The sequence below is a fragment of the uncultured Aureimonas sp. genome, assembly GCF_913775355.1.
Classification (GTDB): domain Bacteria; phylum Pseudomonadota; class Alphaproteobacteria; order Rhizobiales; family Rhizobiaceae; genus Aureimonas.
In genome coordinates, this window is the sequence record NZ_CAJYIU010000134.1 from 15,965 (window position 1) to 30,397 (window position 14,433).

A 14,433-nucleotide genomic window follows, 5' to 3' on the forward strand; every position below is an offset into this window, starting at 1 on the left:
CCTCGATCGGGCGACGTCGTTGGATGCGTTGCCTCGGCCCCGAAGTTTGCCGAGTTGCCGTGCCGAAGCAAGCTCAGCCGTAGCGCGCGAGATCGCTCAACGATGGGAAGAGTTCAGGCGAGGCGGCCACCAGAGCATTGCCGGAGAACAGGCTGTCGCCGGACAGGAAATCGCTGACCTGTCCGCCCGCGCCTTCAATCACCGCCATCGCGCCGAGGCAGTCGTAGGCGTTGATGTGGGACTCGACGTAGCCGATCAGCCGGCCCGCCGCGACATAGGCGAGTGAGAGCGCACCCGATCCGTCGCGATAGAACATGCCACCGGCTTCCAGAAGGCGCTGGAAGACCGGCAGGAGGTCGGAGGGCGGGCGCCGGGTCGAGTATCCCGTCGCGACCAGCCCCTCACGCACGCTGGCGGCCGTCCGGACACGGATCGGCTTGCCGTTCAGCGTCGCGCCCCGCCCGGCGCCGCCGGCGAAGAGTTCGTCGCGCACCGGCGCGAAGACCAAGCCGAAGCGGTTGATGCCGCCCTCGACGAAGGCGATCGAGATGCACCAGCTCGACATGCCGCAGACGAAGGGCTGTGTGCCGTCGATCGGATCGACCACCCAGATGCCCTGACCCGGCGCGAATTCGCTGCGTCCGCTCTCCTCGCCGAAGAAGGCGTCGTCGGGGAAGCTCTCGGCCAGCCGGCCCCGGATCAGCTTCTCGACGGCGACGTCGGCCTCGCTGACGACGTCCTGCAGGCCCTTGGACGCGATCGTCAGCGTCTCGACGCGGGCGAAGTAGTCGAGGGCCAGCGCCCCGGCCTCGCGCATCAGCGCGAGCGCAAAGTCGAAGCGGCGGTCGAGTTCGCTAGACTGCATGAGATGCCTTTCGAGAAACGGAGACGGGATAAAGGGCGTGCCGTCGTCAGCCGTCCTTCCACAGCCAGGCGGCACCGCGCACGCCGCTGGAGTCGCCATGGCGGGACGGGACGATCGGCGTGTGGAAGACGGTCGAGAACGTGTACTTGGCGATGCGCCCAGGCAGTTCGTCGTAGAGTTCGGGAATGTTCGACATGCCGCCGCCCATGACGAAGACGTCGGGGTCCAGCGTGTTGACCACCACCGAAAGACCGCGCGCCGTCCGGTCGCAGTAGCGGTCCCAGATGAGGCCGGCCAGCCGATCGCCGGCCCGCACCTTCTCCATCACCTCGCGAGCCTTCAGCTCGGTGCCGGTGTGGCGGGCGTACTCCGCCTCGAAGGCGCGGCCCGACACCCAGGTCTCGAGGCATCCGTGCTTGCCGCAGTAGCAGGGCTGGCCCGGAAGCTCCGACGCATGCGGCATCGGCAGCGGATTGTGCCCCCACTCGCCGGCGGAATTGTTGGGACCGTGATGGGCCTGGCCACCGACGGCGATGCCGGCGCCCGCGCCGCTGCCGAGGATGACCGCAAAGACCACGTTGTAGCCGGCGCCGGCTCCGTCCACCGCCTCGGAGGCGGCGAGGCAGTCCGCGTCGTTCTCGACGCGGAGCGGGCGGCCGAGGCGCGCGTGGAGATCGGCCTCGACCGGGCGATTGAGGAGCCAGGTGGAACTCGCGCCCTTCCCTAAACGCGACTTCGGCTCCAGCGAACCGGGAATGCCGATGCCGACCGAGCCGCGTTGACCCGTGGTCGCCTCCAGACGGTCGATGATGCCGCGGATCATCGCGATGCAGCCGTCGTAGTCGTGGCGCGGCGTGTCCTCGCGGATGCGCGCGAGTTCCTGCCCCTCCGGCGACAGCGCCACGCCCTCGATCTTGGTGCCACCCCAGTCGATCCCGATCAGCATCGCCACACCCCTCCCGCAGGATCACCCGTCCGCGCCCATCCCCGCGCAAAGAACGTCATAAATGCTCATGATACCAGATGCCAGCGGAAGCTTGTCTGCGACCGCACCAACGCGGTGGAAAGATCGCCGGCGCGGTCCCATCTGCGAAGAGCAATCTTGAACTCGGGGGCCAGAAGCGATGGGCATCGCCATTCCGTTCGACAACAGCTATGCGCGCCTGCCCAAGGCGTTCCATGCTCCGATCGCACCGAAGGCTTTGGCCGCCCCCCGCACCGTCAAGGTCAACCACGCGCTGGCCGACGATCTCGGGATCGACCCGACATCGCTCGAAACCGAGGAGGGCGCCGCCGTCCTCGCCGGTGCTCGGGCCGCGGAAGGGTCGGAGCCGATCGCCCTCGTCTACGCCGGGCACCAGTTCGGCCAGTTCGTGCCGCGCCTTGGTGACGGGCGCGCCATCCTTCTCGGGGAGGTCGTCGATCGCCACAGGCAGCGCCGCGACCTGCAGCTGAAGGGCTCGGGCATCACGCCCTATTCGCGGCAGGGCGACGGGCTGGCGGCGCTGGGGCCGGTGCTGCGCGAATATCTCGTCAGCGAGGCGATGCATGCGCTCGGCGTCCCGACGACCCGTTCACTGGCGATTGTGACGACCGGCGAGAGCGTCTATCGCGAAACCGAACTGCCCGGCGCCGTCCTCACGCGCGTCGCCGCAAGCCATATCCGCGTCGGCACGTTCCAGTACTTCGCCGCGCGCGGCGAGGACGACAACTTGCGCGCCCTCGCCGATCACGCGATCGCCCGCCACCAGCCGGACGCGCTCGGGGCGCCCGACCGCTATCGCCAGTTTTTGGAGGGCGTCGCGCGTCGGCAGGGCGCCCTGATCGCGCGCTGGATGCTTCTCGGCTTCGTTCATGGCGTCATGAACACCGACAACATGGCGGTGTCAGGCGAGACGATCGACTATGGTCCCTGCGCCTTTCTCGACCGGTACGATCCGGCGACGGTCTTCAGCTCGATCGATCGTGGCGGCCGCTACGCCTTCGGCAACCAGCCGGCGATCGGGCAATGGAACCTCGCGCGCCTCGCCGAATGCCTCCTGCCGCTTCTGTCGGAGCTGGAAGCCGAGGCGATGGAACAGGCGACCGGCGCGCTGTCGATCTACGCCGAAGCGTTCAATGCGACCTACCGCGAGGGGCTGCTGGCGAAGATCGGGCTTGCGGGCGGCGACGAACGCGATTGGGCGTTGGCGGACGACCTTCTGACGATTATGAAGGCGGGCGAAGCCGACTTCACCGCGACGTTCCGCGGACTGGCGTCGCTCGCGGCAGGCGCGAACGGAGAAGACGTGGGGGCGGGGTTCCGCGACCCAGCGGCATTCACGGCCTGGGTCGACGAGTGGCGCGAGCGGATCGTGGAGAAGCACCTCGACACGCAGGCCGTGGCCGCCGCGATCCGCGCCGTCAATCCGGCCTTCGTCCCGCGCAACCAGCGCGTAGAAGAGGTGATTGCGGCCGCGGTTCAGAACGAGGATTTCAGACCGTTCGAGGCGTTCCTCGCCGTGCTGATGCGCCCCTACGACGACCAGCCGGAGGCTGCCCGGTGGGCCGATCCCGGTCCGGCGGCACCCTATCGGACCTTCTGCGGCACGTGAGAGCGCCGATCAGCGCTCATGGCGCTCCGGGCGGTCGCCAGACGTGGTAGGGCCGCAGCCGGAGGATGTGATCGGGCCGACGCGAGCCGACCCGGTCGATGGTCAGTGGTCAGACGCGTCCGCCGATCAGCGGATGGCGTCGAAGCCGGTGCACCAGGCGCGCCAGTCGGCGCTGCCGGGGCGGTAGGGGTTGTCACGGCGCGTCCGACTGCTGCGGGCTGCATCCTCGCCTTCCATGCGCACGATGTCGTCGCGCGTCAGGGCGAAATTCGCTGCCTTCATCATTCGATTTTCCTTCACGATATCCATCAGTCCCTCCCGTCTTCTGGATCACAACATTTGGTCAACCATGCGACGGGGCCGCTCTATAGGGCAGCTGGAGCTCCCGTCAAAGGGACAAGGCCGATTTTCCCGACGATGGTTTCCGGCGAAAAAGATGGTCCCGTTTCCTTTCGCGCGCAACTGACAGTATGTTTCGTTTCGTAGCATTTCGGTTTCGCTTTTCGCCTGTCTTTGATCGAGGTTGCCATGTTGTCCGAGCGTCAGGCCCGAATCGTCGAAACGGCCAAGCGTGAGGGCAAGGTTCTCGTCGACGCGCTGGCGGGTCGGTTCGAGGTCAGCGTCCAGACGATCCGCAAAGACCTCAACGAACTGTGCGAGCAGCGCCTTCTGTCGCGCATCCACGGCGGCGCGGTCCTCGGCTCGGGCGCCGAGAACGTCGGCTACGATGCGCGCCGCGCCATCGCCGCCGCCGAAAAGCTGGAGATCGGCCGCGCGGCCGCCGATCTCGTGCCCGACCGTTCGTCGCTCTTCATCAACATCGGCACGACGACGGAGGCGGCGGCCCAGGCGCTGCTGCACCATGCCGGCCTTCTCGTCATCACCAACAACCTCAACGTCGCCAACGTGATGCGCGCGAGCCCGCATATCGAGGTGATCGTGGTCGGCGGCGTCATCCGGCGCACCGACGGCGGCATCGTCGGCGAGGCCGCGGTCGATTTCATCCGGCAGTTCAAGGTCGACTTCGCCATCGTCGGCGTCTCGGCCATCGATTCCGACGGTGCCCTCCTCGACTTCGACTACCGCGAAGTCCGGGTCGCGCAGGCGATCATGGCCAATGCCCGCCACGTCATCCTGGTCTCCGACTCGTCGAAGTTCGAGCGCAGTGCACCCGTTCGAATCGGCCACATCTCGCAGGTGCAAAGCTTCGTCACGGACCGATGCGGTTCGGAGGAAGTGCGCGACATCTGCCGTCAGGCCGGGGTTCGGCTGATCGAAACGGCGCTCGAGACCGGCGAAAGCTGAGCCCGCTTGACTTTCGTTTATTTTCGTTTGTAATCCCGTTACTTTCGCATTTGCGCGGTTTTTGCTGCATTGCGAAAGCGGTGGGGTCATGCAGCGCTTCGACGTTTTCATCATCGGCGTCGGAATCAACGGCTGCGGCATCGCTCGCGATGCGGCCGGTCGCGGATACTCAGTCGGCCTGGCGGAAGCCAAGGATCTGGGGAGCGGCACGTCTTCCTGGTCCACCAAGCTGATCCACGGCGGCCTGCGTTATCTCGAGCACTACGAGTTTCGCCTCGTGCGCGAGGCGCTGATGGAGCGCGAAGTGCTTTGGGGCATCGCGCCCCACATCATCGAGCCGCTGCGCTTCGTGCTGCCGCACCATGCGGGCCTTCGCCCCTCCTGGCTGCTGCGCCTCGGCCTCTTCCTTTACGATCATCTCGGCGGCCGGAAGAAGCTGGCCGCAACGCGCACGGTGGACCTGCGAGGCCCGCTCGGCGCGCCGCTGAAGCGCGAGTTCGCCAAGGGGTTCGAGTATTCCGACGCACGCGTCGACGACACGCGGCTTGTGGTGCTCAACGCCCGCGACGCGCAGCGCCACGGCGCCTCGATCCGCGTGCGGACCCGCGTGACGAGCGCCCGCCGCGAGGCCGACGGCTGGACGATCACGCTCGAGGACGCCGGGACCGGCGCCGTCGAGACCGTCGCCGCACGGTTCCTCGTGAACGCGGCCGGCCCCTGGGTCGATCAGGTGATCCGTTCGGCGATGGGTCGCAACGACGCGCACAACATCCGCCTCGTCCAAGGCTCGCACATCGTCATGCGCAAGCTCTTCGATCACGACCGCGCCTACATCTTCCAGAACGCCGACGGCCGCATCATCTTCGCGATCCCCTACGAGCGCGACTTCACGCTGGTCGGCACGACCGATCGCGACTACACCGGCGATCCGGCGAAGGCGGCGATCAGCGAGGAGGAGACGACCTACCTTCTCGGCGCCGCGAGCGAGTATTTCGAGACGCCGCTGCGGCGCGAGGACATCGTCTGGACCTTCTCGGGCGTGCGCCCGCTGTTCGACGACCACGCCTCGAAGGCGCAGGAAGCGACGCGCGACTACGTCCTGAAGGTGGACACGTCGGCCGGCGCGCCGCTCCTCAACATCTTCGGTGGCAAGATCACGACGTACCGCCGGCTGGCCGAGGACGTTCTCGGCTCGATCGAGAAGTCGCTCGGGGCCAAGCGCGGCGCCTGGACCGGCGACGCGTCCCTGCCCGGCGGCAATTTTCCGGTGGACGGCCTCGGCCTGCTCGAGGCCGAGCTTGCGTCGCTCTCCCCGAACCTTTCGAAATCGACCCGCGAACGCCTTGTCCGCGCCTATGGCACGGATGCCCTGGCGATGGCGAAGGACGGGGGGGCCGACTGGGGCCGCGACCTCGGCCACGGCCTCAGCGAGCGCGAGGTCGCGTGGCTCGTGCACAACGAATGGGCCCGCAGCGTCGAGGACGTCCTGTGGCGCCGCTCTAAGCTCGGGCTGCGCTTTGCGCCGGACGAGACGGGGCCGCTGGAGGAATGCCTTCGAACCCTTGTCGCGCGGGAGCGAAGTCCGGGGCTCGCCGCGGAGTAGCGCGGGTCGCACCGGAGGACGGGTGCGAACGCGGTGATGAAATCAAGGCTGCACGGGAGGAAACGGGTGCTGCTTTTGGAACAGGTCGGCAAGCGCGTCGGCGCCGAGACCCATATCGAGGACGTGAGCCTGACGCTGCAGCGCGGCTCGCTGAACGTCCTTCTGGGCCCGACCCTGTCGGGCAAGACCAGCCTCATGCGCCTGATGGCCGGGCTCGACCGGCCGACGAATGGACGCATCTTCATGGACGGGCGCGACGTGACCGGCGTGCCGGTGGCCAAGCGCAACGTCGCGATGGTCTACCAGCAATTCATCAACTACCCCGCGATGACGGTGTTCGAGAACATCGCCTCGCCGCTGCGCGTGAAGGGACGGCCCGAGGCAGAAATCCGCTCCGAGGTGACGAGCGCGGCCAGGCTGATGAAGCTCGAGCCCTATCTCGATCGCACGGTGCTCAATCTCTCGGGCGGCCAGCAACAGCGCACCGCGCTGGCGCGTGCCCTCGTCAAGAAGGCGGACCTCGTGCTTCTCGACGAACCGCTCGCCAATCTCGACTACAAGCTGCGCGAGGAACTGCGCGAGGAACTGCCGCGCATCTTCGCCGAGGGCGGCGCGATCTTCGTCTATGCGACGACGGAGCCGACCGAGGCGCTCCTTCTGGGCGGCAACACCGCGACGCTCTCCAAGGGACGCGTCACCCAATTCGGTCCGACCCCCGACGTCTACCGTCGCCCGGTGGACCTCGAGACCGCGCGCATCTTCTCCGATCCCCCGCTGAACGTGCTGCCGATGAGCGCGCACGGCGGCCAGCTCACGTCGCCGCACGGGTTCTCCATTCCCGCGCCCGGCCTCACCGACGGCGACTATCTCGCGGGCGTCCGGGCGCACCATCTGCGCGCCGGCGGGGCCGCGCCGGGGGCGGCCAGCTTCGAGGCCCGCGTCGTGGTGACCGAGGTCACCGGTTCGCAGACCTACCTGCATGCCGAGCTCGGCGGCGAGCGGATCGTGGCGGTCCTGCCGGGCGTCCGCTCGGCCGAGCGCGGCGATCCGATCACCCTGCATTTCTCGCCCGCCGACATGCGTGTCTTCGGAGCGGACGGCCGGGCCGTCGCCCAGGCCCTCGCGCGCGCGGCCTGAGGGAGGAACCGATGGCCAAGATCCAGCTCGATCACATCCGACACGCCTACACGCCAGAACTCGCACGCGCCGGGACCTACGCCCTGCGCGAGGTCGACCACGTGTTCGAGGACGGCGGTGCCTATGCCCTGCTCGGCCCGTCGGGCTGCGGCAAGACCACGCTTCTCAATATCATCTCCGGCCTGCTCATCCCATCCGAAGGGCGGCTGCGGTTCGGCGAGCGCGACGTGACCGACCTCGCCCCGGAGGCCCGCAACATCGCGCAGGTGTTCCAGTTTCCGGTGATCTACGACACGATGACCGTGGCGGAGAACCTCGCCTTCCCGCTGCGCAACCGAAAGGTGCCCGAGGCCGAGATCTCGCGGCGCGTCGCCACGATGCTGGACCGTCTCGCCCTCACCCCGAAGGCCAACCGGAAGGCGCGCGGCCTCACCGCCGACGAGAAGCAGAAGATCTCGCTCGGCCGCGGCCTCGTGCGCAACGACGTCAACGCCATCCTCTTCGACGAGCCGTTGACCGTCATCGACCCGCAGATGAAGTGGGTCCTGCGCTCGCTTCTGAAGGAACTCCATCGCGAGTTCCGCGCGACGATGGTCTACGTCACGCACGATCAGACCGAGGCGCTGACCTTCGCCGAGAAGGTCGTCGTCATGTACGAGGGCCAGGTCGTCCAGATCGGCACGCCGAAGGAGCTGTTCGAGCGGCCGCGCCACACCTTCGTCGGCTACTTCATCGGCTCGCCGGGCATGAACGTCCTGCCCTGCCGCATCGAGAACGGCCGCGCGATCCTCGAGGGCGGCTCGGTCGAGACGCGCTCGATGGCCCCCGGCGCCGCCCGCAAGATCGAACTCGGCGTGCGCCCGGAATTCGTGCGCCTCGTGCCGCAGGGAAGCGACGGATCGCTGCCCGTCCGCATCGACAAGATCGAGGACATCGGCTCCGAGCGCATCGTGCGCGCGCGCCTCGGCGGCGACAAGCTCGCCGCGATCCTGCCAGAGGGCGCCGAGGTTCCGGCGGACGCCGCCGTGCGCTTCGAGCCCGGAGCGGTCAACCTCTATGCCGACAGCTGGCTCGTGGCGGAAAGGGGCTGAACCATGGAAAAGACCTGGAACAACAAGGCCTGGTTCATGGTGCTGCCGGTGCTCCTGCTGGTGGCCTTCTCGGCGGTGATCCCGCTGATGACCGTCGTCAACTACTCGGTGCAGGACTCGTTTGGAAACAACGAGTTCTTCTGGGCGGGGACGGAGTGGTTCACCGACGTGCTCCAGTCCTCGCGCTTCCACGACGCTCTGGTGCGCAACCTGATCTTCTCCGGCATCATCCTCGCCATCGAGGTGCCGCTCGGCATCCTCGTGGCGCTCGCCATGCCCAAGAAGGGCATCTGGGTGCCGGTCTGCCTGGTGCTCATGGCCCTGCCGCTCCTCATTCCGTGGAACGTCGTCGGTACGATCTGGCAGGTCTTCGGGCGCACCGACATCGGCCTTCTCGGCCACACGCTGGCCAGCCTCGGCATCCCCTACAACTACGTGCAGAACTCGTTCGACGCCTGGGCGACGCTGATCGTCATGGACGTCTGGCACTGGACGAGCCTCGTCGTTCTCCTCTGCTACGCCGGCCTCGTCTCGATCCCCGACGCCTACTATCAGGCGGCCAAGATCGACGGCGCCTCGCGCTGGGCGGTGTTCCGCTACATCCAGCTGCCCAAGATGGGCCGCGTGCTGCTGATCGCCGTGCTGCTGCGCTTCATGGACAGCTTCATGATCTACACCGAGCCTTTCGTGGTGACGGGCGGGGGTCCCGGCAACTCGACCACCTTTCTGTCGATCGACCTCGTGAAGACCGCGGTCGGGCAGTTCGACCTCGGCCCGGCGGCGGCCATGAGCCTGATCTACTTCCTGATCGTGCTGCTCCTTTCGTGGGTCTTCTACACCGTGATGACAAACGCGGGCACCGACCGGCCGAGCACGGGAGACCAGGCATGAGCGCCACCACCGTTCCCGCCGCGGAGGCGCACGGCGCCATTCCGCCGGCGCTGCATTCCGAGCAGGCGCTGAAGGCCCGCTCGCGCATGGCATCCGGCCGGTTTCGGCCGAAGGCGCTGATCCCGGCGATCTACATCCTGTTCCTGCTCCTGCCGATCTACTGGCTCGTCAACATGAGCTTCAAGACGAACCAGGAGATCGTCTCGACCTTCACGCTCTGGCCGCAGGACCCGACGCTCGCGAACTACCGGACGATCTTCACCGACCCGTCCTGGTACTCCGGCTACATCAACTCGATCATCTATGTCGTGATGAACATGGTGATCTCGGTCGCGGTGGCGCTGCCGGCGGCCTACGCCTTCTCGCGTTACCGGTTCCTCGGCGACAAGCATCTGTTCTTCTGGCTGCTGACCAACCGCATGGCGCCGCCGGCCGTGTTCGCCCTGCCCTTCTTCCAGCTCTATTCGGCCTTCGGCCTGATCGACACGCACATCGCGGTAGCCCTCGCGCACTGCCTGTTCAACGTGCCGCTGGCGGTATGGATCCTGGAAGGCTTCATGTCCGGCGTGCCGAAGGAGATCGACGAGACCGCCTATATCGACGGCTACTCGTTCCCGCGCTTCTTCTTCAAGATCTTCATGCCGCTGATCGCGAGCGGCATCGGCGTCGCAGCCTTCTTCTGCTTCATGTTCTCGTGGGTCGAGCTTCTGATCGCCCGCACGCTGACGGTCACCGACGCCAAGCCGATCTCGGCGATCATGACGCGCACCGTCTCGGCGTCAGGCATGGACTGGGGCGTCCTCGCGGCCGCCGGCGCGCTGACCATCATTCCCGGCGCGATCGTGATCTGGTTCGTCCGGAACTACATCGCCAAGGGCTTTGCCCTCGGGAGAGTGTGATGGACGGTTCCAGCCTGTTCATCCGCAACACCATCGCCAAGGGCTTTGCCCTGGGCCGCGTCTGAGGAGGGACGAATGGACTTCTCATGGATGGCCTGGACCTGGCCGACCACCGCCTTCTTCCTCTGCATCTTCGCCCTCATCGCCATGATGGGCGTCTGGGAGGTGGCCTCGCCCGGCGGCAGCCCGCGGGTCGGGGTGCTCCGCTTCGAGACGACGCGCGGCGACCGGCTGTTCGTGTCGCTGCTCGGCTCGGCCTTCATCTGCCTCGGCTCGCTGTTCTTCTTTCCCGACGCCCAGCTCTGGTGGGCGCTCGGTGTCTGCCTCGTCTATGCGGGGCTCGTGTTCCGCTTCGTCTGAAGCGGCGGAAAACCCCGTCGCGCGCGGCCGGTCGCGCGGGAGGGCTCGTCAGACCGGCCGCAGACTGCAAGGCTCTTGGGAGGAGACCGACATGAAGAAACATTGGATGATGAGCGCGGCGGGCATCGCCATCGCGCTCGCCGGCGGGCCGGCCTTTGCCGATATGAACGCGGCCAAATCGTTCCTCGACGCCGAGATCAAGGACCAGTCCAGTCTCTCGCGCGCCGACCAGGAAAAGGAGATGCAATGGTTCATCGATGCCGCGAAGCCCTTCGCCGGCATGGAGATCAAGGTCGTCTCCGAGAACATCACCACCCATGACTACGAGTCGAAGGTCCTCGCCAAGGCCTTCTCCGACATCACCGGCATCAAGCTGACGCACGACATCATCGGCGAAGGCGACGTGATCGAGAAGCTGCAGACGCAGATGCAGTCGGGCGAGAACATCTACGACGCCTACGTCAACGACTCCGACCTCATCGGCACGCACTGGCGCTACAACCAGGTGCGCAACCTCACCGACTGGATGGCGGGCGACGGCAAGGACGTGACGTCCCCGACCCTCGACATCGCCGACTTCATCGGCACCAGCTTCACCACGGCGCCCGACAAGAAGCTCTACCAGCTGCCCGACCAGCAGTTCGCCAACCTCTACTGGTTCCGCTACGACTGGTTCAACGACGAGAAGAACAAGGCCGACTTCAAGAAGGAGTACGGCTACGACCTCGGCGTGCCGGTCAACTGGTCTGCCTACGAGGACATCGCCAAGTTCTTCACCGGGCGCGAGATCGACGGCAAGAAGGTCTACGGCCATATGGACTATGGCAAGAAGGACCCCTCGCTCGGCTGGCGCTTCACCGATGCCTGGCTGTCGATGGCCGGCAACGGCGACAAGGGCCTGCCGAACGGCCTGCCCGTCGACGAATGGGGCATCCGCGTCAACGACAAGTCGCAGCCGGTCGGCTCGTGCGTCGCGCGCGGCGGCGACACCAACGGCCCGGCGGCCGTCTACTCGATCGAGAAGTACCTCGAGTGGCTGAAGGCCTACGCGCCGCCGCAGGCGCAGGGCATGACCTTCTCCGAGTCCGGCCCGGTTCCGGCGCAGGGCGAGATCGCGCAGCAGGTCTTCTGGTACACGGCCTTCACCGCCGATGCCGTCAAGAAGGGCCTGCCGGTGGTCAACGAGGACGGTACGCCGAAGTGGCGCATGGCCCCCTCCCCACACGGCGTCTACTGGGTCGACGGCATGAAGCTCGGCTACCAGGACGTCGGCTCCTGGACGCTGATGCAGTCCACCCCGACCGAGCGCGCCAAGGCCGCCTGGCTCTACGCCCAGTTCGTCACCTCCAAGACGGTGGACGTGAAGAAGAGCCACATGGGCCTCACCTTCGTGCGTGAGTCCACGATCCGTCACCAGAGCTTCACCGACCGCGCCAAGGACCTCGGCGGCCTCGTCGAGTTCTACCGCTCGCCGGCCCGCAAGCAGTGGTCGCCGACCGGCACCAACGTTCCCGACTACCCGAAGCTCGCGCAGCTCTGGTGGCAGGCGATCGGCGATGCGGCGGCCGGCAACAAGACGCCGCAGGAGGCCATGGACTCGCTCTGCGCCGAGCAGGAAAAGGTGATGTCGCGCCTCGAGCGCGCCGGCATCCAGGGCGACAAGGGGCCGAAGCTCAACGAAGAGCACGACCTCGCCTACTGGAACGCCGAGGCGAAGAAGAACGGCTCCATCGCTCCCCAGCTCAAGAAGGAGAACGAGAAGGAAAAGCCGGTCACCGTCAACTACGACGAGCTGGTGAAGAGCTGGGCGGACGCGGCTCCGGCCAAGTGATCCGCCCGACCTGACACACGAGCGGGAGGGCCGGACGACCGGCCCTCCCGCACCCGTTTCAAACCGGAGGGTTTCGCTTCATGACCGGATACGTGCTCGCGATCGACCAGGGCACGACGTCGTCCCGCGCCATCGTCTTCGACGACAGCTTCCGCGTGGTGGGCGTCGGCCAGCAGGAGTTCGAGCAGATCCTGCCGCGCTCCGGCTGGGTCGAGCACGACCCGGAGGCGATCTGGCGCTCCGTCGTCGAGACGGTGAAGACGGCGCTCGCCGACGCCTCGCTCTCGCCGCGCGACATCGCCGGCATCGGCATCACCAACCAGCGCGAGACGACGCTGATCTGGGACCGCGACAGCGGCCAGCCCATCCACAACGCCATCGTCTGGCAGGACCGGCGCACAGCCGACATCTGCCGCCGCCTCGTCGAGGATGGCGCGGAGGAGACGATCTCCGAGCGCACCGGCCTCGTGGTGGACCCCTATTTTGCCGGCACCAAGATCGCCTGGATGCTCGACAACGTGTCGAGCGCGCGAGCCAAGGCCGAGGCCGGCAAGCTCGCCTTCGGCACGGTCGATACCTTTCTCCTCTGGCGCCTGACGGGCGGGCGCGTCCACGCGACCGACGCCACGAACGCCTCGCGCACCATGCTCTTCGACACGGCCCGCAACGAGTGGGACGACGAGCTGCTGCGCCTTCTCAACGTGCCGCGGGCGATCCTCCCCGAAGTGCGCGACTGCGCGGCCGATTTCGGTACGACCGATGCCTCGCTGTTCGGTGAGGGCATCCGCATCTGCGGCATCGCCGGCGACCAGCACGCCGCCACGCTCGGAAACGCCTGCTTCCGGCCGGGCATGATGAAGTCGACCTACGGCACCGGGTGCTTTGCGGTCCTCAACACAGGCACCGAGCGCGTTCGCTCCGCGAACCGCCTTCTCTCGACCATCGCCTACCGGCTCGACGGACAAACGACCTATGCGCTGGAGGGGTCGATCTTCATCGCCGGTGCTGCCGTGCAGTGGCTGCGCGACGGTCTGAAGATCGTGGAGAAGGCGTCCGACACCGGCCCGATGGCGACCCGCGCCGACGACGGTCAGGACGTCTATCTCGTGCCCGCCTTCACCGGCCTCGGGGCGCCGTGGTGGGACGCCGAGGCGCGCGGCGCGATCTACGGGCTGACGCGCAACACCGGCCCGAACGAGATCGCGCGGGCCGCGCTGGAAGCCGTCTGCTTCCAGACGGCGGACCTCCTGTCGGCCATGCGCCGCGACTGGAAGGGCGCGTCCGACACCGTTCTGCGGGTCGACGGCGGCATGGTCGCGAGCGACTGGACGATGCAGCGCCTTGCCGATATCCTCGACGCGCCGGTGGACCGGCCGACCGTCCTCGAGACCACGGCGCTCGGGGCGGCCTGGCTGGCAGGGCGCCACTGCGGCGCCTGGCCCGACATGCACGGCTTCTCCGCCCGCTGGCGCCTGGAGCGCCGCTTCGAGCCGGCGATGGAGGCGGTGGAGCGCGGTGCCAAGCTGAGAGGCTGGTCGCAGGCCGTCCGCCGCACGCTTTCCGAGACTGTGGCAGGTTAAGCGACGTTTCGAACGTCGCCGTCCATCGGCTGATCAGGAAGCCTTCTGAAACAGCGCGGCGACAGGCGTCGTCGCTGCCGACGTTTCGGCGAGCGTCGGCAATGAAGCCGCGAAGGGGGAGCACCGTCGAGACGACCCGGCGGACTGTCCACGCCACCTCTCAGAAGACCGTCACATCCGTTCCGTCGCGCGGCGAGGCGATCTGGCAGCCGGGGTTGAAGAGGTCGCTCGGATCAAGCAGCGCCTTGATCCCGCCCAAGATCTCCTGCTGCACGGG

General features: G+C 67.2%; 13 protein-coding genes. 10 read left to right on the forward strand and 3 right to left on the reverse strand.

The features are described from left to right. Positions 1-73 precede the first annotated feature (73 nt). Entirely contained in the window at positions 74-865 is a 792-nt protein-coding gene (locus tag QZ753_RS09155) for an inositol monophosphatase (protein WP_294643003.1), read from the reverse strand. A 46-nt stretch (positions 866-911) separates the two neighbouring features. Further along, positions 912-1,811 (reverse strand): ROK family protein, encoded by a 900-nt coding sequence (locus tag QZ753_RS09160; protein WP_294643005.1) that lies wholly within the window; start codon positions 1,809-1,811, stop codon positions 912-914. A gap of 178 nt (positions 1,812-1,989) precedes the next feature. Here QZ753_RS09160 and QZ753_RS09165 point away from each other — a divergent pair, with 178 nt between their 5' ends. Beyond that, entirely contained in the window at positions 1,990-3,459 is a 1,470-nt protein-coding gene (locus QZ753_RS09165) for a YdiU family protein (RefSeq protein ID WP_294643007.1), read from the forward strand. A 126-nt stretch (positions 3,460-3,585) separates the two neighbouring features. On the opposite strand, the gene QZ753_RS09170 is transcribed toward QZ753_RS09165, so the two are convergent. Beyond that, complete coding sequence (locus QZ753_RS09170) at positions 3,586-3,768, reverse strand: hypothetical protein (protein ID WP_294643009.1); 183 nt, start codon at positions 3,766-3,768, stop codon at positions 3,586-3,588. A gap of 219 nt (positions 3,769-3,987) precedes the next feature. Here QZ753_RS09170 and QZ753_RS09175 point away from each other — a divergent pair, with 219 nt between their 5' ends. The 9 genes from QZ753_RS09175 (at position 3,988) to glpK (ending at position 14,156) form a co-directional block, all read left to right on the forward strand. After that, positions 3,988-4,764: a DeoR/GlpR family DNA-binding transcription regulator gene (locus QZ753_RS09175; protein ID WP_294643011.1), complete on the forward strand. Its 777-nt coding sequence runs from the start codon at positions 3,988-3,990 to the stop codon at positions 4,762-4,764. A gap of 88 nt (positions 4,765-4,852) precedes the next feature. Further along, positions 4,853-6,367, forward strand: coding sequence for a glycerol-3-phosphate dehydrogenase (gene glpD, locus QZ753_RS09180; RefSeq protein WP_294643013.1), 1,515 nt, complete (start codon positions 4,853-4,855; stop codon positions 6,365-6,367). Between the two features lie 66 nt (positions 6,368-6,433). Further along, the gene (locus QZ753_RS09185) at positions 6,434-7,504 is read left to right on the forward strand and encodes an ABC transporter ATP-binding protein (RefSeq protein ID WP_294643015.1); all 1,071 of its coding nucleotides are present in this window, start codon (positions 6,434-6,436) and stop codon (positions 7,502-7,504) included. Positions 7,505-7,515: 11 nt separating this feature from the next. Beyond that, positions 7,516-8,595 carry an ABC transporter ATP-binding protein gene (locus QZ753_RS09190; RefSeq protein ID WP_294643017.1) on the forward strand — a complete coding sequence of 360 codons (1,080 nt, stop codon included), beginning with the start codon at positions 7,516-7,518 and terminating at the stop codon, positions 8,593-8,595. A gap of 3 nt (positions 8,596-8,598) precedes the next feature. After that, positions 8,599-9,486 (forward strand): carbohydrate ABC transporter permease, encoded by an 888-nt coding sequence (locus tag QZ753_RS09195; protein WP_294643018.1) that lies wholly within the window; start codon positions 8,599-8,601, stop codon positions 9,484-9,486. An 86-nt stretch (positions 9,487-9,572) separates the two neighbouring features. After that, positions 9,573-10,385, forward strand: a complete 813-nt coding sequence (locus QZ753_RS09200) for a carbohydrate ABC transporter permease (protein ID WP_294643027.1) — start codon at positions 9,573-9,575, stop codon at positions 10,383-10,385. 75 nt (positions 10,386-10,460) lie between these two features. After that, positions 10,461-10,745, forward strand: coding sequence for a DUF2160 domain-containing protein (locus QZ753_RS09205; RefSeq protein WP_294643019.1), 285 nt, complete (start codon positions 10,461-10,463; stop codon positions 10,743-10,745). A gap of 91 nt (positions 10,746-10,836) precedes the next feature. Continuing rightward, positions 10,837-12,576 (forward strand): ABC transporter substrate-binding protein, encoded by a 1,740-nt coding sequence (locus tag QZ753_RS09210; RefSeq protein ID WP_294643020.1) that lies wholly within the window; start codon positions 10,837-10,839, stop codon positions 12,574-12,576. A gap of 80 nt (positions 12,577-12,656) precedes the next feature. Further along, positions 12,657-14,156, forward strand: coding sequence for a glycerol kinase GlpK (glpK, locus tag QZ753_RS09215; RefSeq protein ID WP_294643022.1), 1,500 nt, complete (start codon positions 12,657-12,659; stop codon positions 14,154-14,156). Positions 14,157-14,433 lie beyond the last annotated feature (277 nt).

What these genes read in the sequence shown, in the direction of transcription:
- QZ753_RS09175 (WP_294643011.1), top strand. Translation starts at nt 3,988, where the DNA reads ATGTTGTCCGAGCGTCAGGCCCGAATCGTCGAAACGGCCAAGCGTGAG.
- QZ753_RS09155 (WP_294643003.1), bottom strand. Translation starts at nt 865, where the DNA reads ATGCAGTCTAGCGAACTCGACCGCCGCTTCGACTTTGCGCTCGCGCTG.
- QZ753_RS09165 (WP_294643007.1), top strand. Translation starts at nt 1,990, where the DNA reads ATGGGCATCGCCATTCCGTTCGACAACAGCTATGCGCGCCTGCCCAAG.
- QZ753_RS09200 (WP_294643027.1), top strand. Translation starts at nt 9,573, where the DNA reads ATGGCATCCGGCCGGTTTCGGCCGAAGGCGCTGATCCCGGCGATCTAC.
- QZ753_RS09210 (WP_294643020.1), top strand. Translation starts at nt 10,837, where the DNA reads ATGAAGAAACATTGGATGATGAGCGCGGCGGGCATCGCCATCGCGCTC.
- glpK (WP_294643022.1), top strand. Translation starts at nt 12,657, where the DNA reads ATGACCGGATACGTGCTCGCGATCGACCAGGGCACGACGTCGTCCCGC.
- QZ753_RS09160 (WP_294643005.1), bottom strand. Translation starts at nt 1,811, where the DNA reads ATGCTGATCGGGATCGACTGGGGTGGCACCAAGATCGAGGGCGTGGCG.
- QZ753_RS09195 (WP_294643018.1), top strand. Translation starts at nt 8,599, where the DNA reads ATGGAAAAGACCTGGAACAACAAGGCCTGGTTCATGGTGCTGCCGGTG.
- QZ753_RS09205 (WP_294643019.1), top strand. Translation starts at nt 10,461, where the DNA reads ATGGACTTCTCATGGATGGCCTGGACCTGGCCGACCACCGCCTTCTTC.
- glpD (WP_294643013.1), top strand. Translation starts at nt 4,853, where the DNA reads ATGCAGCGCTTCGACGTTTTCATCATCGGCGTCGGAATCAACGGCTGC.
- QZ753_RS09170 (WP_294643009.1), bottom strand. Translation starts at nt 3,768, where the DNA reads ATGGATATCGTGAAGGAAAATCGAATGATGAAGGCAGCGAATTTCGCC.
- QZ753_RS09190 (WP_294643017.1), top strand. Translation starts at nt 7,516, where the DNA reads ATGGCCAAGATCCAGCTCGATCACATCCGACACGCCTACACGCCAGAA.